General features: G+C 65.3%; 16 protein-coding genes and 3 pseudogenes. 12 read left to right on the forward strand and 7 right to left on the reverse strand.

From position 1 onward, the window contains the following. Positions 1-405: 405 nt before the first annotated feature. Together DDA93_RS07390 and purD are read right to left on the reverse strand one after the other, a co-directional pair. Positions 406-1,287, reverse strand: coding sequence for a phosphoribosylaminoimidazolesuccinocarboxamide synthase (locus DDA93_RS07390; protein ID WP_116778392.1), 882 nt, complete (start codon positions 1,285-1,287; stop codon positions 406-408). Between the two features lie 2 nt (positions 1,288-1,289). Beyond that, positions 1,290-2,620, reverse strand: a pseudogene (gene purD / locus DDA93_RS07395) (phosphoribosylamine--glycine ligase). A gap of 139 nt (positions 2,621-2,759) precedes the next feature. On the opposite strand from purD, the pseudogene DDA93_RS07400 reads away from it, so the two are divergent. The 8 genes and pseudogenes from DDA93_RS07400 (at position 2,760) to purM (ending at position 10,328) form a co-directional block, all read left to right on the forward strand. Beyond that, positions 2,760-4,297: pseudogene (locus tag DDA93_RS07400) on the forward strand (molybdopterin-dependent oxidoreductase). A gap of 87 nt (positions 4,298-4,384) precedes the next feature. Then, positions 4,385-5,389: an asparaginase gene (locus tag DDA93_RS07405; RefSeq protein WP_116778393.1), complete on the forward strand. Its 1,005-nt coding sequence runs from the start codon at positions 4,385-4,387 to the stop codon at positions 5,387-5,389. A gap of 5 nt (positions 5,390-5,394) precedes the next feature. Beyond that, entirely contained in the window at positions 5,395-5,772 is a 378-nt protein-coding gene (locus DDA93_RS07410) for a sterol carrier family protein (protein WP_116778394.1), read from the forward strand. Further along, positions 5,769-6,059 (forward strand): hypothetical protein, encoded by a 291-nt coding sequence (locus DDA93_RS16295; RefSeq protein WP_165802590.1) that lies wholly within the window; start codon positions 5,769-5,771, stop codon positions 6,057-6,059. Before DDA93_RS07410 ends, DDA93_RS16295 begins: the two co-directional genes overlap by 4 nt. A 151-nt stretch (positions 6,060-6,210) precedes the next feature. Beyond that, positions 6,211-7,206: a DUF2079 domain-containing protein gene (locus tag DDA93_RS07420; protein WP_279325268.1), complete on the forward strand. Its 996-nt coding sequence runs from the start codon at positions 6,211-6,213 to the stop codon at positions 7,204-7,206. Between the two features lie 19 nt (positions 7,207-7,225). Further along, the gene (locus DDA93_RS07425; protein ID WP_237715239.1) at positions 7,226-7,606 is read left to right on the forward strand and encodes a hypothetical protein; all 381 of its coding nucleotides are present in this window, start codon (positions 7,226-7,228) and stop codon (positions 7,604-7,606) included. A gap of 41 nt (positions 7,607-7,647) precedes the next feature. Beyond that, entirely contained in the window at positions 7,648-9,207 is a 1,560-nt protein-coding gene (purF, locus tag DDA93_RS07430) for an amidophosphoribosyltransferase (RefSeq protein WP_019482178.1), read from the forward strand. After that, complete coding sequence (purM, locus tag DDA93_RS07435; protein WP_019482179.1) at positions 9,204-10,328, forward strand: phosphoribosylformylglycinamidine cyclo-ligase; 1,125 nt, start codon at positions 9,204-9,206, stop codon at positions 10,326-10,328. Before purF ends, purM begins: the two co-directional genes overlap by 4 nt. A 133-nt stretch (positions 10,329-10,461) precedes the next feature. On the opposite strand, the gene DDA93_RS07440 is transcribed toward purM, so the two are convergent. Beyond that, complete coding sequence (locus DDA93_RS07440) at positions 10,462-10,698, reverse strand: DUF3073 domain-containing protein (protein ID WP_116778397.1); 237 nt, start codon at positions 10,696-10,698, stop codon at positions 10,462-10,464. Positions 10,699-10,984: 286 nt separating this feature from the next. Here DDA93_RS07440 and DDA93_RS07445 point away from each other — a divergent pair, with 286 nt between their 5' ends. After that, the gene (locus tag DDA93_RS07445; RefSeq protein WP_116778398.1) at positions 10,985-12,520 is read left to right on the forward strand and encodes a hypothetical protein; all 1,536 of its coding nucleotides are present in this window, start codon (positions 10,985-10,987) and stop codon (positions 12,518-12,520) included. On the opposite strand, the pseudogene clpB reads toward DDA93_RS07445, so the two are convergent. Together clpB and DDA93_RS07455 are read right to left on the reverse strand one after the other, a co-directional pair. Beyond that, positions 12,517-15,113, reverse strand: a pseudogene (clpB, locus tag DDA93_RS16995) (ATP-dependent chaperone ClpB). The gene DDA93_RS07445 and the pseudogene clpB sit on opposite strands and share 4 nt — an antisense overlap. Before the next feature lie 149 nt (positions 15,114-15,262). Beyond that, positions 15,263-16,261: an aldo/keto reductase gene (locus tag DDA93_RS07455; protein ID WP_116778399.1), complete on the reverse strand. Its 999-nt coding sequence runs from the start codon at positions 16,259-16,261 to the stop codon at positions 15,263-15,265. A gap of 214 nt (positions 16,262-16,475) precedes the next feature. Here DDA93_RS07455 and betT point away from each other — a divergent pair, with 214 nt between their 5' ends. The 3 genes from betT to DDA93_RS07470 are packed head-to-tail and all read left to right on the forward strand — an operon-like array spanning position 16,476 to position 21,690. Continuing rightward, on the forward strand, positions 16,476-18,605 hold the full coding sequence (gene betT / locus DDA93_RS07460) for a choline BCCT transporter BetT (protein WP_116778400.1): 2,130 nt from the start codon (positions 16,476-16,478) through the stop codon (positions 18,603-18,605). After that, the gene (locus DDA93_RS07465) at positions 18,602-20,089 is read left to right on the forward strand and encodes an aldehyde dehydrogenase family protein (RefSeq protein ID WP_116778401.1); all 1,488 of its coding nucleotides are present in this window, start codon (positions 18,602-18,604) and stop codon (positions 20,087-20,089) included. The genes betT and DDA93_RS07465 overlap by 4 nt, the downstream gene beginning before the upstream one ends. A 2-nt stretch (positions 20,090-20,091) precedes the next feature. Then, positions 20,092-21,690: a GMC oxidoreductase gene (locus DDA93_RS07470; RefSeq protein ID WP_207771319.1), complete on the forward strand. Its 1,599-nt coding sequence runs from the start codon at positions 20,092-20,094 to the stop codon at positions 21,688-21,690. Positions 21,691-21,719: 29 nt separating this feature from the next. Here DDA93_RS07470 and DDA93_RS07475 read toward each other — a convergent pair whose 3' ends face one another. Beyond that, positions 21,720-22,637 carry a diguanylate cyclase gene (locus tag DDA93_RS07475; RefSeq protein ID WP_116778402.1) on the reverse strand — a complete coding sequence of 306 codons (918 nt, stop codon included), beginning with the start codon at positions 22,635-22,637 and terminating at the stop codon, positions 21,720-21,722. Next, entirely contained in the window at positions 22,634-26,053 is a 3,420-nt protein-coding gene (locus DDA93_RS07480; RefSeq protein ID WP_116778403.1) for a response regulator, read from the reverse strand. The genes DDA93_RS07475 and DDA93_RS07480 overlap by 4 nt, the downstream gene beginning before the upstream one ends. Positions 26,054-26,112: the final 59 nt, after the last annotated feature.

Consider the following 26,112-nt stretch of genomic DNA (forward strand, 5'->3'; position numbering starts at 1 on the left):
GCGGATGACCCTCGATCCGGAACTCTCCGAGGCCGCCAAGGAAATCCTCAGCAGTCTCGAAAGTGGTCACTAAGCCAAGTGGCACGACTCAGGTCAGGCGTGAAGCGGTCGGACAGTCGGTAGCGCTGAGTCTTGCGGACTGCTTGCTGCCGTCGTGGTGCGATCTGGCCAGCGTCCATCCGCTGCAGCGCAGCCGCAATGGTCGTCATCTGCTCGATTTTGTGGCAACCCTGGTTCGAGTAACATCCTAGGACCTCGACCAGCAGAAAAGGCCTCGCGGCCGGTTGAAGACCAACCGCGGGGCCTTTTTTGTGGCTGGTCCGGCACAGTCTCCCACCCACCACGCGCCGACCAGTGGAGATTAAGCGGCGGCCGGAGCTGGTCTGGTGAACAGGAGTGCAAAGGCTAGGCGAAGGTGAGGCCCGTCAGCCGCTCATAGGCCTCAATGTAACGGCCGCGGGTCTTCTCGATAATCTCGGCGGGAAGTTCCGGCGGGGTGGCGGACTTATCCCACCCGGATGCCTCCGAGGTGAGCCAATCCCTGACGAATTGCTTGTCGAAGGACGGCTGCGCCTGTCCGGGGGCATACAGGGCAGCATCCCAGAAACGTGACGAGTCGGGTGTCAGGACTTCATCGCCGAGGGTGATCTGGCCGTCGGTAGAGAGCCCGAACTCCACCTTCGTATCCGCCAGGATGATCCCCCGGGACCGGGCAATTTCCTCGGCCCGGCCGTAGATGGCCAGGGTCAGCCGACGCAGTTCCTCCGCCACGGGCGCGCCCACGGTGGCGACGACGTCGTCGTACGCAATGTTCTCGTCGTGATCCCCCACCGCGGCCTTCGCCGAGGGCGTGAACACCGCCGGCTCGAGCCGCGACCCATCCACCAGCCCGGACGGCAGCGGAAGCGAGCACACGGTGCCCGACGAGCGGTATTCCAGCAGCCCGGACCCGGTGAGATACCCGCGGGCGATGCACTCCACCGGGAACATTTCCAGCTTCCGGCAGATCATTGCCCGACCCGCAACCTCGGCCGGCACATCGGTCGACAGCACATGGTTGGGTACCTCGGCCAGCTGTTCAAACCACCACAGACTCAGCTGGGTTAGGACCCGGCCCTTGTCGGGGATCTCGGAGGACAGCACGAAGTCGTAGGCACTGATCCGGTCGCTCGCGACCACCAGCACCCGGTCGTCTGGTCCGGTCAGGGGCGAGTACAGGTCACGCACTTTTCCCGAATAGATGTGCGTCCACCCGGGTACGTCAATGAACGACGGCGCGAAGGTCACGCTCAGGCCCCCGCGGGCGTGGCCGCCGACGCGGCAGTGACAGGCGACAACGGGGACGCCACAGCGGGCGCCACCACCTCACCCTGCGCGGCCTTCAACGCAATGTCCCGCCGGAACTGACCGCCCTTGAGGCTCAGCTCGGCGATCCCACGGTAGGCCCTGTCGCGGGCGGCCGTCAGGTCATCTCCGAGCCCGACGACGGCGAGTACCCGGCCACCGGCCGATACCACCTTGCCGTGCTTGAGGGCGGTTCCGGCGTGCAGCACCTGGACGCCGTCGATCGTCTCGGCCCGCTTCAGGCCGCGGACGCGGTCGCCCGTGCGGGGAGCGTCGGGGTAGTGCTCCGACGCGAGGACCACGGCCACTGCCGATTGGGGAGACCAGTTGAGGCTTTCAACCTGGTCCAGCCCGCCCTTGGCTGCTGCCATGAGCACTCCGCCTAGCGGAGTCTTCAGCCGGGCAAGGACGGCCTGCGTCTCGGGATCACCGAAGCGGACGTTGAATTCGATGACACGAAGGCCGCGGGTGGTGAGGGCCAACCCAACATAGAGGACTCCAACGAACGGTGTCCCGCGGTGGGCCATCTCGTCGATGGTGGGCTGGGCCACCCGGTCGATGACCTCGTCAACCAGTCCCGCTGGCGCCCAGTCGAGGGGCGAATAGGCTCCCATGCCGCCGGTGTTCGGCCCCTGATCGCCGTCGTAAATGCGTTTGAAATCCTGGGCCGGGGCGAGCGGAAGCACGTTACGGCGTCGGAGAGCACAAAGAGGGACACCTCGGGGCCGTCAAGGAACTCCTCGATGACCACCGTGCCGCCAGCGTCGAAGCAGGCCTGCGCGTGGTCCAGCGCCTCGGCCCGGTCAGTGGTGACGACGACGCCCTTGCCGGCGGCCAGACCGTCATCCTTGACCACGTAGGGTGCGCCGAAGATGTCCAGCGCCTCGGCTGCCTGCTCGGCGTTCGAAGCAACCCGGGCCATGCCGGTGGGGACGTTGGCTGCGGCCATGATCTGTTTGGCGAAGGCTTTGGACGCCTCAAGCTGGGCGGCCTCCCGGGACGGACCGAAGACGGGGATTCCCGCGTCCTGCAGTGCGTCAGCTACTCCAGCAGCGAGCGGCGCCTCCGGGCCGATCACCACGAGGTCCGAGTCCAGGGACTGGGCCAGGGCTGTCACAGCGGCCGGGTCAGCGGCGTCGACTTCGTGGGTGGGGACGATGCTGCCCATCCCCGCGTTGCCGGGGGCTGCATGCACCTCGTGGACGAACGGGTCGGATAGCAGTGCTCGGACAAGGGCGTGTTCGCGGCCGCCGGGGCCAATCACTAGAACCTTCACAGTAGTTCAGCGTACTGTCTCGGCTGGATCCTCGCGAAGCTGTGACGGGGTAATCGGCCCTGTGACAACCCATACCCACGGCGCACCACTCCGAATAAGGTGCATGAACGCTTTACGACGCCCCGGGCGCAAGGAATCCATGCTGGCAGCACTAGCTGGGATAGTCAGTGCCGGCCTGGTGCTGGGCGTGGCAGAACTGCTTGGCTCCTTCCTGACCGCCCGTGCCGCGCCCCTGATCGCCCTCGGCTCCACCTTCATCGACTTCACCCCGCCGTGGTTGAAGGACTTCGCGATCGCCACGTTCGGCACCAACGACAAGGTGGCACTTTTCGTTGGCATGGGCGTCACCATCGTCCTCCTCGCCGCCATCCTCGGTGTGGTCGCCTACCGGAAGTGGGCGCTCGGGGTAGCCGGCGTGGTCCTGATGGGCGCCGTCATTGTTGCGGCGGTGATTTCCCGGGCCGGCGCCACCCTGCTGGACGCTGTTCCCACGGTGATCGGGACCGCCGTCGGCCTCCTGGCCCTGCGCTACCTGATCCGTGCGCTGCATAAAACCCGCGACGACGCCGACGCCACCCAGGAAGCGACCAGCACCAACACCCCAGCCACCGGCACCAGCCGCCGCACCTTTTTGCCGCCGCCGGCATCACCGCAGTCATCGCGGGTACCGCGGCGGCCGGCGGCCGTGCCATTTCCAGCGCCCGGAATACCGTCAATATGGCCCGGGAGGCCCTCACGTTTCCCACCCCGGCCAGCGCCGCGCCGGCTATCCCTGCCGGTGTGGAGTCCGGCGTCGACGGCGTCGTCCCCTGGGTCACCCCGAACCCGGACTTCTACCGCATCGACACCGCCCTGAGCGTGCCGCAGATCGACCTGGAAACCTGGGAGCTGCGGGTGCACGGCATGGTCGAGGAAGAATTCACCATCACGTTCCGGGACCTGCTCGATGCCGACCTGATCGAACGCCACATCACCCTCACCTGTGTGTCCAACCCGGTCGGCGGAAATCTGGCGGGCAACGCCAAATGGCTCGGCTACCCGCTCCGCGACCTGCTGGCCCGCGCCAGGCCCACGGCCGGCGCCGACATGGTCCTTTCCACCAGCACCGACGGTTTCAGCGCCTCCACTCCCCTGCCGATCCTGCAGGATGACCGCGATGCGATGCTCGCCATTTCAATGAACGGCGAGCCCCTGCCGCTGGAGCATGGCTTCCCCGTCCGCATGGTGGTGCCCGGCCTGTACGGCTACGTGTCAGCCACCAAATGGGTGGTGGACCTTGAGGTCACCCGATTCGCCGACAAGACCGCCTACTGGACCGACCGCGGTTGGTCCGAGCAGGGGCCGATCAAGACCATGGCCCGCGTCGAGGTGCCCCGTTCCTTCGCCCAGGTGTCGGCCGGGACGTCGACCATCGGCGGCTCCGCCTGGGCCCAGCACCGCGGCATCACCAAGGTGGAGGTCCAGGTCGATGACGGCGACTGGGAGGAAGCCACTCTCGCCGCCGAAGCCTCGGTGGACACCTGGCGCCAGTGGTCCCATGAGATCAACGTCGAAGCGGGCTCCCACTCCGTCCGCGCCCGCGCCTACGACCCCGACGGCGTACAGACCGAGGAACGCGCCGACACGGTGCCCAACGGCGCCTCCGGCTGGCAGTCAGTGCAGTTCACCGCCGAATAGCGCTCCCCAAACCTTGTACCCACCGGATGTCCGTTCCTCCGGTGGGTACAAGCTCCACCTCGACAGCCGATAAGCGATACTTGTCTCATGCCTCAGACTTTCTCCTCCGCCGACGCCGCCGAACTTGCCGTCCTGGAACGCAACGGCTTCATCGAATCGCGCCACCTGGGATCTGCAGTGATCCTCGCCGCCGATGGCACTGTGGTCACTGAACTCGGCGACATCCACGCCCCCATCTTTCCCCGCTCCACCCTGAAGCCCTTTCAGGCGCTCGCCGCGATGCAGTCTGGAGTGCCGTTGCGTGGGCCTCAGGTCGCTCTGGCCGCGGCCAGCCACGTGGGATCGCATGAGCACATGGACGTGGTGCGCACCATGCTCAGCGCGGCAGGAGTCTCGGAGGAGCACCTCCAATGCCCCGCCGACTGGCCCCAGGACGAGGAAGCCCGCAACTGGCTGATCCGCACGGAGAAGGGCAAGCAGCGCATCGCGTTCAACTGCTCCGGCAAACACGCCGCTTTCCTGTGGGCCTGCACCGAGAACAACTGGGACCACTCCACGTATCTTGACCCCTCCCACCCGTTGCAGGAGCGCATCGCCGCGGTCATTGAGGAGTACACCGAAGAGAAGATTTCTCACTGGGGTGTCGACGGCTGCGGGGCTCCCCTCGCCGCCGTCTCGCTGACGGGCCTCGCCCGCGGCATCGGCAAGTTCTCCAAGGCACCCTCGGACAAGAACGCTGACGCCCGCGCCGCGACCATTGCCACCGCGATGCTCGACTACCCCTGGGCCGTACACGGCCGGGGCCGCGAAAACTCGGTAGTGATGGAGGATCTGGGCATCATCTCCAAGAACGGCGCCGAAGGCGTCCTCGTCATGGGCACCGATACCGGAGTCTCCCTTGCCCTCAAAATACTCGACGGCAACATCCGCGCCACCACCCTGGTGGGCCTGACCCTCCTGGCTGCCACCGGCGCCGTCGACGCCGACAAAGTGAGCGCAGTCCTCGCCAAGGTGGTCCCTCCGGTGATGGGCGGCAGCGCAGCGGTCGGCAAGCTTCGGCTCGCCGCACCGGTCATGGCTCTCCTGGACTAGGCCCCATGGCACGACGACGGATCCCCGCCCCGGCGGGCAAGCCAGCCATCGACGCTGTCCGGTCCGGCTCGGCCACCCGCCCCGAGACGGCCACCGCCGTGCGGTACGCACTCGAGGAATTGGCTGACCGGGCGCCGGGCAACAGCGTAGAGGTGCGGGTGCCGCCGTTTGGTGTGGCGCAGTGCATTGCCGGACCACGCCACACCCGGGGCACCCCGCCGAATGTGGTGGAGACCGACGCCGTCACCTGGCTGGCACTGGTGACTGGAAGTCTCGCCTGGGCCGACGCCGTCGGCGCCGGAAAGGTTGCCGCCTCGGGGCAGCGGGCCGACCTGAGCGATTGGCTTCCCCTGTTCCCCACCGGCACGCCGCCGACACCGTGACAGCTCAACATTCACTTCGCCGAACCACCTTCATCACTGAAGGTGTGCGGTCGTCGGTGGCAGCCGTCCGGCGGCAGCCACCCGCCGCGGTGATCATCGCCCTGCTGATCACCGCCACTTACTCGGTCTACTCCGTGGCGCAGTGGAACCGGCTCGCTACCCCGTCCTGGGACCTCGGCATCTTCACCCAGCTGGCCAAGGCCTACGCCGCTTCGACGCGCCGATTGTGTCGATCAAGGGTGACGGCTTCAACCTCCTGGGTGACCACTTCCATCCGCTGCTGGTAATTCTTGGTCCCGCCTACGCGTTTTTCCCCTCCGGCCTGACCCTGCTGATTCTGCAAAACATTCTGATCGGACTGTCGGTCCTCGTGATCGCTCGGCTAGGCATCCGGCGGCTCGGCACGGTGGCCGGCAGCTGCCTCGGCGTAGCTACGGATTGTCGTGGGGTCTTCAGACGGCGGTGGCCGCGCAGTTCCACGAGATCGCGCTCGCCATCCTGCTTCTTGCGCTCGCTCTTGAGTCGATGATCATCGGGCGGCTGCGCACCGCCGTCGCCTGGGCTGGACTGCTGGTTTTCGTGAAAGAGGACCTCGGCCTGACGGTTGCCGCGATCGGGTTGGTCATCGCGTGGCGGTATCGGGACCGGATCGGGCTGTGGCTGGCGGCGTGGGGCGTCGGCTGGCTGCTGCTCTCCGTGGCGGTGATCCTGCCGCTCCTGAACACTGGCGGCCAATACGACTATTCAGACCGGATCGACGTTCGCGGGATGATTGCTGACCCGGTTGGCGCGCTGGTCACCATTTTCTCGGCCAGCGCGAAATACGAAACGGTGTGGCTGCTGCTGCTGGCGGGAGGCTTCCTGTTCCTGAGGTCACCGCTGTCGCTGATCATGGTGCCCACCCTGGCCTGGCGTTTCGTCTCGGGCAACGATGTGTACTGGGGCCCGGAGTGGCATTACAGCGCCGTCCTGATGCCAGTCCTGTTCGCCGCACTGATCGACGCAATCGATACCTCCCGCAGGTCGGGGCGGCGGTGGCTGCGCTCGGCTGACGCCGTCGTCGTCCCCGCGGTGACCGTCGCTGCCCTGTTGTTGCTGCCGAGCCAGCCCCTGGGTGAGCTGGCCGATCCGGCGACCTTCCGCCAGTCCGAACGGTGGGCGACAGCGCACCAGGTGATGGCTCAGATTCCCGCTGGTTCGACCGTGGAGACGGGGGTGGTGCTGATGCCGTACCTGGTCCCCGACACCGAGGTGTTCTGGCTGGGCAACGATAATCCGGCGCCGGAATACCTGATTGTCGACGACCAGGACTGGAGTTGGGGTCCCACCCACCCGGCCGACGGGGTGGCGCATGCCGAGGAAACCTACCCCGGGGAATCCTACGAACTCGTCTTCCAGGAGAACGGGTACCAATTGGTCAGGCGGATCGGCTAAACGCCGGTAGCCTTAAAGCATGAGTTCAGAGCTACCCTCGCCTCGCGACGACAACGACCCTTCGGTTACTGCCCGCCCCGCGGCCGCAGGCCCCGGCGCGACCCCGGGGCAGGGACCAGCCCGTCGGGAAGTCACGGTGCGCCGTGCTCCGCGCTTTGCGCCCTTCATGGGCCTTGGCGTGCTGGTGGGTGTTGTTATCGCAGCGATCGTCGCCTACGCGGGCCCCGGCGACCCCACCCTGACCCGCGAATCCATCTTCGGATTCTTCATCATGGTGTTTGCGATCCCCGGCCTGCTGCTCGGCGCGCTGCTGGTGCTGGTGCTGGATCGGATCAGCGTCCGACGCTCCAAGCGGGCAGTCGCCCAGCGCACATACGACGACGACCAGTTCCCCGAGTAACCGGTGGAGCCGCAGACCCCAACGCGTGAGAGAATGATGCAATGGTTCGCGGTGACGGAAATCTTTCCCATGACCTTCTTCCAGGCGAGAAGGGGCCCCAGGATGCCTGCGGCGTATTTGGTGTCTGGGCTCCCGGCGAGGAGGTAGCCAAGCTCGCCTACTACGGTCTGTACGCCCTGCAGCACCGCGGCCAGGAGTCTGCGGGCATCGCCACCAGCAACGGTGAGCGGATCAGCGTCTACAAAGACATGGGCCTGGTCTCCCAGGTCTTCGACGAAACCACCCTCAACACCCTTGAAGGCCATATCGCTGTGGGCCACTGCCGGTATTCGACCACCGGCTCCTCCAACTGGGCCAACGCGCAGCCGACCCTCGGTGCCACCGCCGTCGGCACCGTCGCCCTCGCCCACAACGGCAACCTGACCAACTCGGCCGACCTCTACCAGATGGTCCTCGCCCGCCACGGCAAGCCCCGCAGCGGCGAAATGGCCCAGGGAAACACCTCGGACACCGCACTGGTGACCACCCTCCTGGCCGGCGACGACGGCCGCTCCCTCGAGGAAACAGCCCTCGAACTACTCCCCAAAATCAGCGGCGCATTCTGCTTCGTCTTCATGGACGAAGGCACGCTTTACGCGGCCCGGGACCCCCACGGCGTCCGCCCCCTGGTCCTCGGTCGGCTGGAACGCGGCTGGGTGGTCGCCTCCGAGCAGGCCGCCCTCGCCACCGTGGGCGCCAGCTTCATCCGGGAAATCGAGCCTGGCGAATTCATTGCCATCGACGAGGACGGCGTCCGGACCCGCAAGTTCGCCACGCCCACCAAGGCCGGCTGCGTCTTCGAGTACGTTTACCTGGCCCGTCCCGACGCTGCGATCGCTGGCCGTTCGGTGTACGAGGCCCGCGTGGAAATGGGCCGGCAACTCGCCCGCGAGAACTCAGCCGAGGCCGACGTCGTCATCCCCGTCCCCGAATCGGGCACCCCTGCCGCGGTGGGATTCGCCGAGCAGTCGGGTATTCCGTTCGCTCACGGGTTCGTGAAGAACTCCTACGTGGGCCGCACTTTCATCCAGCCCAGCCAGACCCTCCGCCAGCTCGGCATCCGCCTGAAGCTCAACGCGCTGGAGTCAGTCATCCGGGGCAAACGGATCATCGTGGTGGACGATTCAATTGTGCGCGGCAACACCCAGCGGGCAGTGGTGCGAATGCTCCGTGAAGCTGGCGCAGCGTCGGTGCACGTCAAGATTTCCTCCCCACCGGTCCGCTGGCCGTGCTTCTACGGCATCGACTTCGCGTCGCGGGCCGAGCTCATCGCCAACGGTGCGGCAGTGGAGCAGATCAGTAACTCGATCGGCGCTGACAGCCTGGCCTACATTTCCGAAGACGGAATGATCGCCGCCACCGAGCAGCCGCGCGAACGCCTGTGTACCGCCTGCTTCACCGGCGACTATCCAATCGCACTCCCGGCTGAGGAACGCCGCGGCAAGAATCTCCTGGAACGGGTCGATCCCGCCGACAATCCTGGCTCCAACGGCTGCGATCCCGGGCCTGACAGCGAGTTCGAGGCAGTGCTGACCGACGAAGACAAGAAAGAACGGGTATGACCTCCAACTCCCCCATCACCTATGCCAGCGCCGGAGTTGACGTCGAAGCCGGCGACCGCGCCGTTGAACTGATGAAGGACGCCGTCCGGGCCACCCACGGCCCCCAGGTCATTGGTGGGGTGGGCGGATTCGCCGGACTCTACGACGTGTCCCGGCTCCTGACCTACCGCAAGCCTCTGCTGGCGACGTCGACCGACGGCGTCGGCACCAAGGTGGCCATCGCGCAGGCCATGGATATCCACGACACCATCGGGTTTGACCTGGTGGGCATGGTGGTCGACGACATTGTGGTGGTTGGCGCCGAGCCGCTCTTCATGACCGACTACATCGCGTGCGGCAAGGTTGTCCCCGAACGCATCGCCGACATCGTGCGGGGCATCGCCGCCGCATGCTCGGTGGCTGGCACCGCCCTGGTGGGTGGCGAGACCGCTGAACATCCCGGGCTGCTCGGAGAACATGAATACGACGTCGCCGGCGCCGCGACCGGCGTGGTCGAAGCGGATTCACTGCTCGGTCCCGACCGGGTGCGTGCGGGCGATGTCGTCATCGGGATGGCGTCCTCCGGCCTGCACTCCAACGGCTACTCGCTGGTCCGCCGGATCATCAACCAGGCTGGCTGGGCGTTGGACCGCCAGGTCAGCGAGCTCGGGCGGACCCTCGGCGAGGAACTTCTTGAGCCCACCCGCGTCTACGCCGCGGACTGCCTGGATCTGGCCCGCTTCCTGCCCGTTGCCAACGACGCCGGTGTGCACGGCTTCAGCCACGTCACCGGTGGCGGTCTGGCCGCCAACCTGGCCCGGGTGCTGCCGCACGGCCTGGAAGCAACGGTGGACCGCTCCACCTGGGAACTGCCCGCCATCTTCAAGCTGGTCGCCGAACTCGGTGCCGTGCCGCTGCCGGACCTCGAACGCACCCTGAACCTTGGTGTGGGAATGGTTGCGGTGGTGTCGGCGCCGGCAGCAGACGCCGCCATTGCCCGGTTGACCGAGCGTGGCGTCCCCGCCTGGGTAATGGGCCAGATTGCAGCAGCCTCCAACGAGTCAACTGACGGACCGGATTATGTGCAGGGCGCCAAGGGTGTCGACGGTGGATCGGTGCGCCTCGTGGGCCAGTACGCCTAAGCCCCGCCCGCTTTCGAGCACAAAAAAGTGGGGTACCCGCAGAATCGCCGTTGCGCAACGGCTATTTTGCGGGTACCCCACTTTTTTGGTGCAGTGTCTCAACCAGTGCAGTGAATCAAACCGGTGCAGTGACTCAACCAGTGCGGCGTGTTCCGCCGTCGTCCTCGTCGTCGTCCACATCTGCGTACTTGTCTTCGTAAGCCGAGTAGTCCGGTTCAACCGGCTCCATCGGATCCGTAGAACGTTTGGAGGCTCGCTCGCCCGGGCCTGTGAGCTCTCGCTGCAGTGCCGTGTAATCAGTCGCGGGGCTGAAGTACTTAATGTCCCGAGCCTGCTTGGTAGCTTTTGCCTTTTGACGGCCGCGCCCCATGGCGTGACCCCCTTTTGCGTCGATCCGGAGGTGGTCACTGGGGCCTTATCGGCCCAAGGCTGCAGCGAGGCCCCGGAGTATTTGGTCAGTTTGTCGTACCTATAGATTACATGCTTTCCCAGTCTCCGCGTGCGCCCTCCCTGCCGCCCGAAAATCGCCGATCTTCGTCAGTACACTTGGTGCTACCGGCTCCCGCCTACTGCAGCCGAAACTTGGCTAAAGTCGTAGCAGAGGAGCCTGCAGTGAGGGCGGACGCACAAGAACGTAGAAGGCAGGGCGGAACATCATGAGCGATCAGGAGCGCACCCCGCGGGACTCCGAATCCGATCCGGCACAGAGCGGCGCTGAAGAGCACCAATCCGAGCCCATTCACGTCGCTGAACCGCAACTGGTTGACCCGGACACTGTGCAGCTCAGCGACGCCGAGGTATCCCCCGAGACGGTCGAGCCGGAATTGTCGGTCTCCGCCGACGACGTCCAGCTGGTTGAGCCTTCCCTCAACCCGGCACGGATCAGCGAGGACACCGCACGCGCTGCATCGCTTGAGGAAATCGCCGCCGAAGCCCGCCGTGTCGAGCAGGAGGCCCTGGATGCAGGCCTGCTCGTCGCCGGCGCGGTCCCGACGGCAGACCCGACAACGAAGGCCGCTCCCGCCGGGACAGCACCCGCCGGGGGAGCAGCGGGCGACACGACCGATGGGGGCCCGGAGGCCGCAGCCGACAGCACTGACGGCAATCCTGACGCCGTCGACGAGCCACGTGACGCGGAACCAGCCGACGCCCCTGACGCCCCCAAGGACACGAAAGACACCGCTTCCACAGACTCCACAGACTCCACAGGCGAAGCGGTCGCACTGGCCAGCACAGACTCCACAGACGAAGCGGTCGCACTGGCCAGCACAGACTCCACCCGCGCCCTCCCCAACTTCGCCGCCGACGGAGACGCCCCGGAGTGGACTCCCGCAGCCACTGATGCGCAGCGGTGGGACCGCCTCTTCGAAACCACGGGCCCCGCTTCTGATGCCAGTCCAGCAGTTGGGATTGATTCCGACACTGACCTGGAAGCGGACGCCGACATTCCCAGCCCGGTCTCAGCAGCGGCAGCCGCCAGCACGGACCCAGCAGCCCTCCCCGCGGGAATGGGTGCGGCGCCGCCAACCAGCCCCGGCACCCCAGCAGCTCAGACCGGCCCGCAGGGCAGCTACCCCGAGCAGCCGTCCGAGTCCCCTACCGAACCCACCGGAGGCCCCTACGGGCTACCTCCGGCCGGTACCCGGCGTCGCGACGGTCGTCAGGCGGCCAGCAACGGCAAAAACAAGCGGGGTCTCCTGATCGGCGGCGCACTCCTGGGGCTGCTGGCCCTGGGTCTCCTGATCTGGGGCCTGGTCGCCCTCATCACCGGCCTGACGGCGTCGCCGGAGCGGGAGCCCATTAGCAACGGCACACCGGGTGCTGACGGGATCATCGCCGAGAACGTCCTGCCCCTGGACCTCGAAGAGGGCCAGTGCCTGCGGGACTTCGTGGACATCAACAGCACCTCAACTGTCGTGACCTGCTCAACACCCCACAACGCGCAGCTATTGGCCAGCGATTTCTACGCGGACGACGCCGAGTTCCCCGGTGACGACGCGCTGGCTCTCCGCGCGCAGCAGGTGTGCGACGGCGTCGACCTCGATGAAACCGCCGCAGCCCGCTACGAGAACCTCGAGCTCCTGCGCGTCACCCCACGCGAGGGCGCCTGGTCCGACGGCGACCGCCGGGTGGACTGCCTCGTGACCAGCGATGAGGGCAACGTCATCAGCGACACCCTGATCAACAACTAGCTCGTCTCGAGTACCTCGGCAGCAACGCTGAGGCCATCAGCATCAACCACCCGGTCCACCCGCACCGTATCCCCGTCGTTGATGGTTCCGGCCAGGATGCCCCGCGCCAGGCGGTCACCGATCTCACGCTGCACCAGCCGGCGTAGTGGCCGGGCGCCATACGCGGGGTCAAACCCGGTGAGGGCCAGCCATTCGCGGGCTGCGTCGGTGACCGTCAGATTCAGCCGCCGCTCGTGAAGCCGGGAAGCGAGTGACTGCACCTGCAGGTCGACGATCCGGGACAGCTCCTCGAGAGTGAGGGCGTCGAAGAGAACCACATCGTCCAGCCGGTTCAGGAACTCCGGCTTGAAACTTGCGTTCACCACCGACATCACCGCGTCGCGCTTCGCGGAGTCCGTCATCGACGGGTCCACCAGGAACTGGGAGCCCAGATTGGACGTCAGCACCAGGATAACGTTGCGGAAATCGACGGTGCGGCCCTGCCCATCGGTGAGGCGGCCGTCGTCGAGCACCTGCAGCAGAATGTCGAAGACCTCGGGGTGCGCTTTTTCCACCTCGTCGAGCAGCAGCACGCTGTAGGGGCGACGGCGGACGGCTTCCGTGAGCTGACCGCCCTCCTCATAGCCGACATAGCCTGGAGGGGCGCCGACCAGACGGGAGACCGAGTGCTTCTCGGAGTACTCGGACATGTCGATCCGCACCATGGCGTGCTCGTCGTCGAACAGGAAGTCGGCGAGGGCTTTCGCCAGCTCGGTCTTCCCCACCCCGGTAGGCCCCAGGAAGAGGAAGGATCCGGTGGGCCGGTCGGGATCTGAAATACCGGCGCGGGCGCGGCGGACCGCATCCGACACCGTCGTCACTGCCTTTGACTGCCCGATCAGCCGGGAGCCAATGACCTGCTCCATGTGCAGAAGTTTCTGGCTTTCGCCCTGGAGCATGCGCCCGGCGGGGATGCCTGTCCAGGCGGAAATCACCTCGCGATGTCGGTGGCTGTGACGTCCTCCGCGACCATCGGCAGCGGAGTGTCCTCGGGTTCGGCGTCCTGTGCGGCGTCGAGCTCGCGCTGCAGGGTGGGAATTTCGCCGTACAGCAACCGTGAGGCCTGCTCAAGGTCGCCGTCGCGCTGGGCCCGCTCTGCCTGCGAGCGCAGGTCCTCGAGGGCAGCCTTCAGGTCACCCATCCGGTTGAGCCCCGCCTTTTCGGCTTCCCACCGAGCGTTGAGTGCTGCGAGCTTTTCCTTCTGATCGGCCATGTCGGCGCGCAGGGCGTGGAGCCGGTCCTGGGAGGCGTCGTCGCTCTCGCCCGTCAGCGCCAGCTCCTCCATCGTCAGCCGGTCGACTGAGCGGCGCAGCTGATCGATTTCCTCGGGGGCCGAGTCAATTTCCATGCGCAGCCGTGACGCCGCCTCGTCCACCAGGTCGATCGCCTTGTCCGGGAGCCGTCGACCTGAGATGTAGCGGTTGGACAGGGTGGCAGCGGCCACGAGCGCCGAATCGGCGATGGTCACCTTGTGGTGCGCCTCGTAGCGTTCCTTGAGGCCGCGAAGAATACCGATAGTGTCCTCAACGCTTGGTTCACCCACATAGACCTGCTGGAACCGCCGTTCCAGGGCTGCATCCTTTTCGACGTTCTTGCGGTACTCATCGAGCGTGGTGGCACCGATGAGGCGCAGCTCCCCGCGAGCCAGCATCGGCTTCAGCATGTTCCCGGCATCCATTGACCCTTCGGAGGCCCCAGCACCAACCACCGTGTGAAGTTCATCGATGAACGTGACTACCTGGCCGTTGGCGGACTTGATTTCTTCGAGGACTGCTTTCAGCCGCTCCTCGAACTCGCCCCGGTATTTGGCCCCCGCGATCATCGAGCCAAGGTCGAGGCTGATCAGGGTCTTGTCTCGCAAGGATTCAGGGACGTCGCCGGCAACGATGCGCTGGGCGAGGCCTTCGACGACGGCCGTCTTCCCCACCCCCGGCTCACCGATCAGCACCGGGTTGTTCTTGGTGCGGCGGGACAGCACCTGGATGACGCGGCGGATTTCGCTATCCCGGCCGATCACCGGATCGAGTTTCCCCGACCGGGCGATCTCGGTCAGATCGACGCCGAATTTCTCCAGCGCCTGGAAGGTGTTCTCCGGCTCCGGCGTGGTCACCCGCCGGTCGCCGCGAATGCCCGGCAGGGCAGCCGCAAGGGCCGCGCGTGAAGCGCCGGCGTTGTTCAGGATGGCGGCGGTTGAGCCGACCCCGGCAGCAATCCCCAGCAGCAGGTGTTCGGTGGAGATGAAGCTGTCGCCGAGCGTCTCGGCCTCCTGCTGGGCGGCCTTGATGGCTTGCAGGGTGTCGCGGGAGAACTGCGGCTGCGCCGTTGACGTACCCGACGACGACGGGAGCGCCTTGATTGCGGAGCTCGCCCGGGTACTCACGGCGTCGGGGTCGGACCCGGCGGCTTTGAGCAAAGCAACAGCGACGCCGTCACGCTGGTCCATCAACGCTTTCAGGAGGTGCGCAGGTTCGACCTGAGGATTACCTGCGGTCGAAGCATTCATGGCTGCGGCGGACAGTGCTTCCTGGCTTTTGGTGGTGAACTTGGCGTCCATGTCTCAACCTTTCAAACAGCAATAACCTTAGAGTTGAGTGTACCCCGCTCAACTTGGCACAGGTGCGTGTCCGCAGCTGGTTCGCTGACAGCAGACAGGCCCTGCACCGGCCCCCAGTAGAGCACCGCCAGGCGTTGACTGGTAGGGCCCTAAGCCTCTCTTCCCTGAGAGACCCAGGACCGGTCGGCGCTGCGGTCACCCACCACCAGCGCAGCCGCGCCGTCCAGCACATCAAGGTGCGCGGCGGACAGCACCACGGCGGTGGCGCCGGCGTTTTCCTCGACACGTTCCGGCTTCCGGGTGCCGGGGATAGGAACTACTGGCAGCCCGAACCGGCGGCCCTGAGCGGCAAGCCAGGCGAGGGCAACCTGTGCAGCAGTGGCACCCGTGTCCGCGGCAACCGCTTGGACCGCCTCAACCACGGCTGCATTGGCGGTCAGTGCGTCGGTAGCGAACCGTGGCACCCGATGGCGGAAGTCGCCGTCGCCAAGCGTTGCTGCCTGGACTGTGCCGGTCAAGAAGCCGCGCCCCAGCGGAGAGTAGGGGACAAATCCCACCCCCAGCTGCGCAGCCATCGGAACCACGAACGTCTCGACGTCGCGGCTCCAGATTGACCATTCGCTTTGGACTGCTGCAATAGGGTGAACGGCGTGGGCTGCCTGCAGTTCGTCTGCGGTGACCTCTGACAGGCCGAGGTGGCGCACTTTGCCGGCGGTGACCAGCTCGGCCATTGCACCCACCGTTTCCTCGATCGGGACGCGGGTGTCCCGCCGGTGCATGTAGTACAGATCAATGGCGTCGGTGCCGAGCTGACTCAGGCTCGCGTCCGCTGCGTCCCTCACATACCGGGCGTCCCCACGAATCCCCGAGTACCCCTGTGAGGGGCTGCCGATCAGCCCGAACTTGGTAGCCACTTCGACCTCGTCGCGTCGATGGCGCAGCAGCTGTGAGATCAGCGCCTCGTTGCTTCCTGCACCGTAGATATCCGCGGTGTCAATGAACGTGACCCCGATATCCACCGCATGATTCAACGTCGCCAATGCCTGACTCTCATCCAGGCCCCCGTAAACCTCGGTCAGTGCCATGCCACCAAAACCCTGGGCACTGACAGTAAAACCGCTGGCAAGTTCAATCCGCGAAACTGTCATAGTCATAGTCATAACCCTTAGTCCTATGCGCTCCTGAATCAAGAGTTCGGTTGCAGATCGGTCACGAACCACTGATTCGCTGGTAATTTTGATTCTACGACTTGGGGGGAGAAGACCAGGTTGGTAGCGTTGACAGGCCCGTCGCACCCTTACCCTCGCATAACCTGCACAGTTCAGTTGTAGTCCGACGCGGCGTCGATCAACGATTAGGCAGATGATGAGTCAAGAGATCAAAGCACGGCCGGACTCCCCCGGCGAGCCGAATTCAGAACCCAAAACCAGAGTCAACAAGACGGTCTTCATCGGCTCGGCCGTCGGCATTCTGGCAATCACCGTCTGGGCCATCGTCGCCCCGGTAAACGCCGCAGCAGTCATTGGCACCCTGGTCACCTGGGTGTCAGTCAACATGGGCTGGTATTACTTCCTGATCGTCACCCTCGTGGTCATTTTCGTTCTGGTCGCGGCGCTTTCCAGAGTCGGGAAGGTCAGGCTCGGGCCGGACCACTCCAAACCACAGTTCAGCATGTTCACCTGGGCTTCGATGCTGTTCGCCGCCGGCATTGGCATCGACCTGATGTTTTTCTCGGTGGCTGAGCCAATCACCCAGTACCTTGCACCGCCCCAGGGCTCGGGTGAAACAGTTGAAGCCGCGCGACAGGCTATGGTCTGGACCCTCTTCCACTACGGGATTACCGGCTGGGCACTGTATGCCCTGATGGGTCTGGCTCTTGGCTTTTTTGCCTACCGCCACAATCTGCCCCTCAGCATCCGTTCGGCGCTGTACCCCATCTTCGGGAAGAAGGTGGAAGGCCCGATCGGACACACCGTGGATATTGCAGCGTTGCTCGGCACCATTTTCGGCATCGCCACGTCCCTGGGCATCGGCGTCGTGCAGCTCAATTACGGGCTGACCCTCATGTTCGGGCTGCCGGAAAACCTCGCAGTCCAGATCGGTCTCATCGCCGTCGCCGTCGTGATGGCAGTGGTTTCAACGGTGTCGGGGGTCGAAAAGGGCATCAGACGCCTGTCCGAGCTGAACGTGCTGCTGGCCGCCGCCCTCATGCTGTTCATCCTCGTCGCCGGCAAGACCAGTTTCCTGCTGGACGGGATCATCCAGAACACCGGCGACGTCCTCAGCCAGTTCCCCGGCATGACCATGGATACGTTCGCCTATGACCGTCCCGACGAGTGGTTGAGCTGGTGGACGCTGTTCTTCTGGGCCTGGTGGATCGCCTGGGCACCCTTCGTCGGACTCTTCCTGGCACGCATTTCCCGAGGCCGCACCATCAGGCAGTTCGTCCTGGGCGTGATGATCGTGCCGTTCACGTTCATCCTGCTGTGGATCTCGATCTTCGGTAACAGCGCACTGGACATTGTGATGGGCGGCAACGCCGAGTTCGGCGAAGTGGGGATGAACAATCCGGAGCGGGCCTTCTACGGACTGCTGGAACAGTATCCAATGGCTCCGCTGATCATCGCGATTGCTACCTTCACGGGTCTGCTCTTCTACGTCACCAGCGCCGATTCCGGTGCGCTGGTGATGGCCAACTTCACCTCCCACCTCAAGGACGCCAACTCCGACGGCCCGAAGTGGCTCCGGGTGTTCTGGGCGCTGGTGACCGGTGCCCTCACCCTCGCCATGCTGTCCGTCGGCGGGGTCCTGACCCTCCAAAACGCGACGGTGGTAATGGGGCTGCCGCTTTCCATCCTGCTGCTGTTCATCATGTACGGGCTTTACAAGGCTCTGAAAGTGGAAAGCTCGCGGATGGATAGTTACCGGACTTCCCTACCGGGGATCATCTCCAGCAGATCCGGTAGCGAAGCCCGCGGTGGCCGCAGTTGGCGCCAACGACTCGCCCATGTCCTGACCTATCCGGGACGCAAACAGGCCCAGCGGTTCATCGACGAGGTGGCCCTTCCCGCACTCCAGGAGGTTCACGATGAACTCGCCGCGCAGGGCGCCGACGTCACCCTGACCGCCGGCAACGCTGGTCCGGGTGGGGTTGGACAGGTAGACCTGTCGGTCAGCCTGGGCAGCGAACGCGCGTTCAAGTACCAGGTCTACCCCGTGCAGTACGACACTCCGTCCTATGCGCTGAGGAGCGCCTCGACGGCGGACAAGTACTACCGCATGGAAGTCTTCTCCCTCGAGGGAAGCAACGGGTACGACCTCCTGGGCTACACCAAGGAGCAGGTCATCACCGATGTGCTGGATCACTACGAGACACATCTGGAATTCCTGCACAGCAACCGCGCCTCGCCCGGCAACACCGCAATCACCGAGGATCATTTGGCCTCGGACAACTGGGAATCCGATTTCACCAACCCCGAGGAGCGTTCATGAGTACCGCAACACTGTTTATTGATGGCACCTGGGTACCCGCTTCGGACGGTGGTACCCGGGAGATCCACTGCCCGGCTGACGGCGCACTGGTGGGCACGGTATCCGAAGGGACCGCCGACGACGCCGCTGCAGCCATCGCTGCCGCACGCTCGGCGTTCGACCGTGGCGAGTGGGCCGCCGTTCCCGCACCCGAGCGCGGTGACTTCCTGTTGAAAGTTGCTGCCCGCCTGCGGGAGCGCAAGGCCGAGTTTGCGCGCGCCGAAACCATGGATACGGGGAAGCGTCTGGTCGAGAGTGAGATCGACATGGATGACATCATTGGCTGCTTCACCTACTTCGGGAAGCTCGCCGGTCAGAACCAGGGCCGGCTGGTGGACCCCGGAAACGCCGCAGTGGTCAGCCGGATCGAGTACGAGCCGGTCGGCGTCTGCGCCCTGATCTCGCCCTGGAACTATCCGCTGCTGCAGTCCGCCTGGAAGATTGCCCCCGCGCTGGCGGCCGGCTGTACTTTCGTTCTCAAGCCCAGCGAGCTCACCCCCCACACCTGCATGCTCATGATGGACGTGCTGGACGAGCTCGGACTGCCCAAGGGGGTGGCAAACCTGGTACTCGGCGCCGGGGCCACCGTCGGGGCGCCGCTCTCGGAGCACGCCGACGTCGACCTGGTCTCCTTCACCGGGGGGCTTGAAACCGGCAAACGGATTGCCGCAGCTGCATCGGCAACCGTCAAGAAGGTGGCACTGGAACTCGGGGGCAAGAATCCCAACATCATCTTCGCCGACGCCGACTTTGACGCTGCCCTGGACAACGCGCTGAACGCTGCGTTTGTGCACTCGGGACAGGTGTGCTCGGCCGGTGCCCGGCTGATCGTCGAGGAACCAATCGCTGAACGCTTCGTCGATGAACTGGTGCGGCGCGCACAGTTGATCAAGCTCGGCGGTCCCTTCGATGAGAACGCAGAAACCGGTCCGTTGATCTCCGCGGCTCACCGTGACAAGGTCACCAGCTACGTCGACAAGGGCGTCGCTGAGGGGGCGCGGCTGCGCTGCGGCGGCACCTGGGGCACCGGGGACCTGGAAAAGGGCTTCTACTACACCCCGACGGTGCTCGACCAGGTCAAGCGGGGCATGTCGGTGGTAGTCGATGAGGCCTTCGGCCCGGTGGTCACTGTCGAGACGTTCAACGGTGAGGAGGAGGCCGTGGCGATCGGCAATGACACCCATTACGGTCTCGCCGGAGCGGTCTGGAGCCAGGACGCAGGGAAGTCCCAGCGGATCGCCAGGCGCCTGCGCCACGGCACCATTTGGATCAACGACTTCCACCCCTACCTGCCGCAGGCCGAGTGGGGCGGGTTCGGGCAGTCAGGTGTCGGACGTGAACTCGGGCCGACCGGCCTGTCCGAATACCAGGAGGCCAAGCACATTTACCACAACATCGATCCGCAGGTCACCGGCTGGTTTGCGGACCGTAAAGAGGAGCAGTAACCGTGTCTGATCAAATAGCAGCGACTGGCCACTTCGAGAAGACAGCATTCGATTACATCGTCGTGGGTGGCGGTTCGGCTGGCGCCGCCGTAGCGGCCCGCCTGAGCGAGGACCCGACCGTACAGGTAGCGCTGGTCGAGGCGGGCCCCGACGACCGGGGTGTTGACCAGATCCTCCGCCTTGACCGGTGGATGGAACTGCTGGAATCCGGATACGACTGGGACTACCCCATCGAGCCGCAGGAAAACGGTAACTCCTTCATGCGGCATGCCCGCGCCAAGGTGATGGGCGGCTGCTCCAGCCACAACTCCTGTATCGCCTTCTGGGCGCCCCGGGAGGACATCGATGAGTGGGAAACGAAGTTCGGGGCGGAGGGTTGGAACTCCGATACCGCCTATGCCCTCTACCAGCGGCTGGAAACCAACGAGGACGCCGGTCCGGACGCTCCGCACCACGGTGATGCGGGACCCGTGCACCTGATGAACATTCCGGCGTCGGACCCTTCGGGCAAGGCACTGCTTGACGCCTGTGAGCAGGCTGGTATCCCACGGGTCCACTTCAACACGGGTGCGACGGTGATCAATGGTGCCAGTTTCTTCCAGATCAACCGGCAGGCCGACGGCACCCGCGCTTCGTCCTCGGTGTCGTATATCCACCCGATCATGGAACGGCCCAACTTCACCTTGCTTACCGGCCTGCGGGCGCGGGAACTGAGGTTCGACGCGGACAACCGGTGCACCGGCGTCGACGTCGTTGACTCCTCCTTCGGGCGGACCCACGCGCTCACCGCACGGTCAGAAGTGATCCTGTCGGCTGGAGCCATCGATTCTCCGAAAGTGCTCATGCTGTCGGGCATCGGCCCGGCGGAGCACCTCGCAGCGCACGGCATCGACGTCCGGGTGGACTCCCCCGGGGTGGGCGAACACCTCCAGGACCACCCTGAGGGTGTCATCCAGTGGGAAGCCAAGCAGCCGATGCCTGAAACGTCCACCCAGTGGTGGGAAATTGGTATCTTCACCACCACTGAAGACGGACTGGACCGGCCCGACCTGATGTTCCACTACGGTTCTGTACCCTTCGACATGCACACCCTGAGGCACGGGTACCCCACCACCGACAACGGGTTCTGCCTGACCCCGAATGTCACGCATGCCCGGTCACGCGGAACGGTCCGGTTGCGCAGCCGTGACTACCGGGACAAACCAATGGTGGATCCTCGCTATTTCACCGATCCCCACGACATGCGGGTGATGATCGCCGGTATCCGGAAGGCTCGGGACATTGTCGCCCAGCCGGCCATGGCGGAGTGGGCAGGACGTGAACTGTACCCGGGCAAGGACGTGCAGACTGATGAGGAAATTGCCGACTATATCCGGAAAACCCACAACACTGTCTACCACCCCGCCGGTACGGTGCGGATGGGAGCCGCGGCCGATGAGCTGTCACCCCTTGACCCTCAGCTGCGGGTGAAAGGCGTGACCGGGCTGCGCGTCGCAGACGCATCGGTGATGCCGGAACTCACCACCGTGAACCCGAACATCACCACCATGATGATCGGCGAACGGTGCGCGGATCTGATCAGGCAGGCCCGGGCGGAGTAGGGCCACGCACGCTCCGGGCCGGGCTGCCCCTAGCCGGTCCGGAGCGAGCTGGCGACCCGATTCCGGCCGGCCGCCTTCGCCGAGTACAGGGCGTCGTCGGCTTCCTTCAGAAGTTGTCCGCTGCTCACCGCATGGTCAGCGGTGAAGGTTGAGATTCCGGCGCTGATTGTCAGCACCCGCAACGGGTTGCCGGTATGCGCAATGGCCAGTGACTCAATCCCCGAGCGGATCCGCTCAACCGCAACCTCGGCGTCGTGCGCGCCCTGATCGGGCAGGATCAGCAGGAATTCCTCGCCGCCGTACCGGTACACACCGTCGGTGTCCCGTGACAGCTGGGTGAGAGTCCTGGCTACCGCCTTCAGCGCTTCATCACCCGCCGGATGCCCCTGCAGATCATTGAAGCTCTTGAAGTAGTCGACGTCGCACAGCGCCAGGGAATACTGTCCGCCGTAGCGTTGGCTCCGGTTATGCAGGAGTTCGAGGTCTTCGGTCAGTTTCAACCGGTTGTCGACCCTGGTGAGCGGATCGGTTCTCGCCTGCCGGGTGAGTTCCTGCCGGTACTTTCCAAGCTGAGAATGCAGCGCGGTCACGCGGAGCGCCACCAGCAGTCGGGTGCGAAGCGTGAAGGGATCCAGCGGTTTGGTGACATAGTCGTCGGCGCCGGCTTCCATCCCCGCCAGCACGGCGTCCTGGGAGCCGAAAGACGTGAGCAGGACCAGGTAGGTGTAGGTGTCCTCCTCGGCGCTGCGAATTGCCTTACACAGTTCCAGCCCGTTCATGCCGGGCATCATCCAGTCGGTGACGACCACCTGGGGCTGATACCGCTGGAACAGGTCCCAGGCGGCGTCCCCGTTGGTTGCCGACAGGCACTCGTAGCCAGCCTGTTCCACCACAGCCTTGGCGACCATCAATGATCCCGGGTCGTCGTCGACCACCATCACCTTCATGGGGCTCCTCTCACGGAGTCGGCCAGGGCCAGGGAGACCAACTCCAGTTCTGCCGCCAGCTCTTCAATCCTTGCAGGGTGTGTCTCCGCGTCGGCAACCGCATCATTTTCGAGTTCGCCGCAGAGGGCCGCGACGCCGTCGGCGCCAATGTTGGCGGCAGCGCCCCTGAGCTTGTGCGCCGCGTCCCGCAGCCCTGTCCCCTGTTCGATTGCCCGTCTAAGCGCGGCCAGATCGGCGGGGACCCCTTCAAGGAAGGCGGCTGCTGCAGCGGGCAGCACTCCCCATCCGTCGGCTGCGCCGAGCCCGCGGAGTAGCTCCAGCCGGGCTGGATCCACCACCTGCCGCGGTGTGGCAGCGGGACCGGGTTCCGCTGCTGCTGCCGCGGGCGGCGACGCTGGAAGGGTTGGCGCCCTGACCGCCGGCGCTGGCACGCCGGGGGTGTGCACCCAGCGCAGCAGAGTGGTCTGCAGCAGCGCCAGATCAACCGGTTTGGCGAGGTAGTCATCCATTCCCGCGGCGCGGCACCGTTCACGATCCTCGCTAAGCGCGCCAGCGGTCATGGCGATGATCGGCAGGTGCGCACCCTCACGGCCGCGGATGGCACGGGTAGCTTCGAACCCATCCATCACCGGCATGTGGCAGTCCATCAGGACCGCCGCGTAGGTTTCGTGGGAGGTAGCCTTCACCGCTTCGGCGCCGTCGCCCACCAGGTCCACCCGGTACCCCAGCTTCAGGAGCATCGATTCCGCGACCAGCTGGTTCACCGCATTGTCCTCAACCACCAGGATGCGTACATTCGGACCATCCTGGGCATCCTGTAGCTGGACGGTGCGGGAGTGGATGGCTTCCGCTACCGGTTCAGCGTCGGTGTGGGTCATCAAATGCATCAGCCGGTCGTAGAGCGCCGAGCTGCGAACCGGTTTAGTCAACCATTCAGACACTCCGGCAGCGGCGAGCCGGTCGCGGTCGATATGCCCGATGGAGGTGAGCAGGATCAACCGGGTGGCAGCCAGCTCGGGGTGGCTGCTGATTGCCTCAGCCAGGTCGATCCCGTTGATATCCGGCATACGCATATCCAGCACCGCGATGTCGAAAGGCTCTCCGGCGTGGGCTGCTGCGGATAGCCGTTCCAGCGCCGCCTCACCGCTGTCGACGGCAGTTGCCTTCATCCGCCAGGACCCGAGCTGCGATTCGAGGACCAGCCGGTTGGTTGCGTTATCGTCGACCACCAGCACTTTCAGCTCGTCGAGCAGACTGGATTCGGGTGCTGCGGGGACCAGGGATCCTTCCAGCGGCAGCGTGAACCAGAAGGTGCTGCCAGCCCCCAGGGTGCTGGCGACCCCAATGGTCCCGCCCATCGCCTCAGTCAGCCGACGCGAAATGGCGAGGCCCAGCCCCGTCCCCCCATACCTGCGGGTTGTTGAGGCATCGGCCTGCGCGAAGGATTCGAACAATCTCTCGTGGTCGGCGGCCTCCACCCCGATGCCCGTGTCCTGCACCTCAAACCGGATCGTCGGCCGTCCGTCACCGGACGCGTCGGCTGGGTCCTCGCGATACACCCGGATGGCGATCTCTCCGGCCGCGGTGAACTTCACCGCGTTCGAGAGCAGATTGAGCAGCACCTGCCGGATCCGGCCGGCGTCGCCAATCAGCTGCGCTGGCACCTCGGGGAGGCAGTATGCAATCAGCTCCAGGTTCTTCTGCCGCGCACCCTCCGCGAGGAGGCCAGCGACCTCGTCGATGAGGGTGCGTGGGTCAAAGGATTCCATCTCCAGGTTGATCCGGCCGGCTTCGAGTTTCGAGAAGTCGAGGATGTCGTTGATCAGCAGCAGCAGGGACTCGCCGGCACCCTTGACACCCTGGGCATACTGCCGCTGGGTCGAATCCAGTGGCGTATCCAGCAACAACCCGGTCAGTCCGATCACCCCGTTCATGGGGGTCCGGATTTCGTGGCTCATGGTCGCCAGAAATTCGGATTTCAGCCGGGTCGCCTCGAGCGCGGCTTCCCGGGCATTGAGCAACTCGGTCTCCGCCGCGCGCCGCTCGCTGATGTCCTGAGCAATTGTCGCCAGCCCACGCATCACCCCATCCGTGAACACCGGGGATATGGTCATTGCGACCTGCACTACTGAGCCGTCGCTGCGTAAACGCTCCGTTTCGAAACTATGGCCCTCACCGCTGGCTGCCACGAGTGCCTGCGCGGCGTCATTCGCTGCATGTGCCGACGCCGGGACGAAGAAACCCTTGTCCCGGCCTATAGTGTCCGCCGCTGGATACCCGAAAACTCTTTCCGCACCGGGATTCCAGCTGACGATCTTGCCGTCGGGAGTGCAGCCGAAGATGGCGTCCGACGACGACGTCACGATCGCGCCGAGACCCTCCAGTTCCGCTGTGCGCGCGGCCACCTGATCCGCCAATCCGCGGGTCAGCGTGACGTTCGCAACGACGATCAGGACCTGGCGGATCACCAGCAAGACAAGGGCGACGACGCCGATCCCCAGCTGGACCGGATACGTACCGTCGACTGCCGTATATCCGGCGACGACGATCGCGACCACCACTGGAGCGTAGGGGACCAGCTCCAGGGCGACGGCGTAGCGGTGCCGGTCGGCGCCAGTTCTTGGCCGGCGCGGCACCAGGGGTGCGACGGCGATCAGCGTGAAGGCCAGCATCCAGCCGATCGTGAGCGGCGATCCGGTGACGCCGGTGACGCCCTCGAACGTGAGCCGTACGTACACGCTGTCGGTGATGGCCAGCACCAGCAGGCCGCCGCCCATGCAGAACCACCGGAGCCGGTCGCCGACCGGCCGCCGAATCCCCAGCACGAGCACCAGGGAAATGATGATGACGTCCACCACCGGGTAGGAGGTAGCGGTGAGCTGGCCTTCGACCCCCTGGCTGGATGACCTGTGGGCGGGGCCGAGGACCGTCGCCCAGCTGATGAACAGGACGGTTGCTGCGATCACCCCACCGTCCAGCAGCGTATGGAGGCCGGACACCAGCGTTGCTGGCGGCCGAGGGAAGAAGAAGAGGGCGGCTGTTGCCGGTATGGCGTAGCCAATGAACCCAATGTCGGCTACCGAAGGAAAGGGATACAGGTGGTCGCGGGTCACCCCGAAATAGGTCCAGGCCGCCATGCCGCCGAACCAGACGAGCGTCGCCGTCGCCAGCAACCACCAGGCTTTGGCGGATTCCTTGTCGCGGCATGCGGCGACGGCGCAACTGACGGCGGCCGCCAGGCTGAAGAGGAGGAGGCTGATGTTCCCGACATGCTGGGCCAGATCTTCGCCGCTATTGGCGACCAGGTAGCTCCCAACGGCTGCTGCCACGGCCAGCCCAGCACCTGCCAGCCACCACAATCCCGCGCCCGCTTCCGTCGGCGAATACTGCTGGTCGTCAACGACGGAAGTGCCCACGGGGATCCTTTCAGAGCGGCTCGGCAGCTCCGTGCTTCGATAACTTCTAGTTACCCTAA

The sequence above is a fragment of the Arthrobacter sp. Bz4 genome, from assembly GCF_003075455.1.
In the GTDB taxonomy this organism is placed as follows: domain Bacteria; phylum Actinomycetota; class Actinomycetes; order Actinomycetales; family Micrococcaceae; genus Arthrobacter_D.

Excerpts from the sequence above, each read along its gene's own strand:
- DDA93_RS07405 (WP_116778393.1), top strand. The coding sequence starts at position 4,385 with ATGCCTCAGACTTTCTCCTCCGCCGACGCCGCCGAACTTGCCGTCCTG.
- DDA93_RS07410 (WP_116778394.1), top strand. The coding sequence starts at position 5,395 with ATGGCACGACGACGGATCCCCGCCCCGGCGGGCAAGCCAGCCATCGAC.
- DDA93_RS07425 (WP_237715239.1), top strand. The coding sequence starts at position 7,226 with ATGAGTTCAGAGCTACCCTCGCCTCGCGACGACAACGACCCTTCGGTT.
- purF (WP_019482178.1), top strand. The coding sequence starts at position 7,648 with ATGGTTCGCGGTGACGGAAATCTTTCCCATGACCTTCTTCCAGGCGAG.
- purM (WP_019482179.1), top strand. The coding sequence starts at position 9,204 with ATGACCTCCAACTCCCCCATCACCTATGCCAGCGCCGGAGTTGACGTC.
- DDA93_RS07440 (WP_116778397.1), bottom strand. The coding sequence starts at position 10,698 with ATGGGGCGCGGCCGTCAAAAGGCAAAAGCTACCAAGCAGGCTCGGGAC.
- DDA93_RS07445 (WP_116778398.1), top strand. The coding sequence starts at position 10,985 with ATGAGCGATCAGGAGCGCACCCCGCGGGACTCCGAATCCGATCCGGCA.
- DDA93_RS07455 (WP_116778399.1), bottom strand. The coding sequence starts at position 16,261 with ATGACAGTTTCGCGGATTGAACTTGCCAGCGGTTTTACTGTCAGTGCC.
- betT (WP_116778400.1), top strand. The coding sequence starts at position 16,476 with ATGATGAGTCAAGAGATCAAAGCACGGCCGGACTCCCCCGGCGAGCCG.
- DDA93_RS07465 (WP_116778401.1), top strand. The coding sequence starts at position 18,602 with ATGAGTACCGCAACACTGTTTATTGATGGCACCTGGGTACCCGCTTCG.
- DDA93_RS07475 (WP_116778402.1), bottom strand. The coding sequence starts at position 22,637 with ATGAAGGTGATGGTGGTCGACGACGACCCGGGATCATTGATGGTCGCC.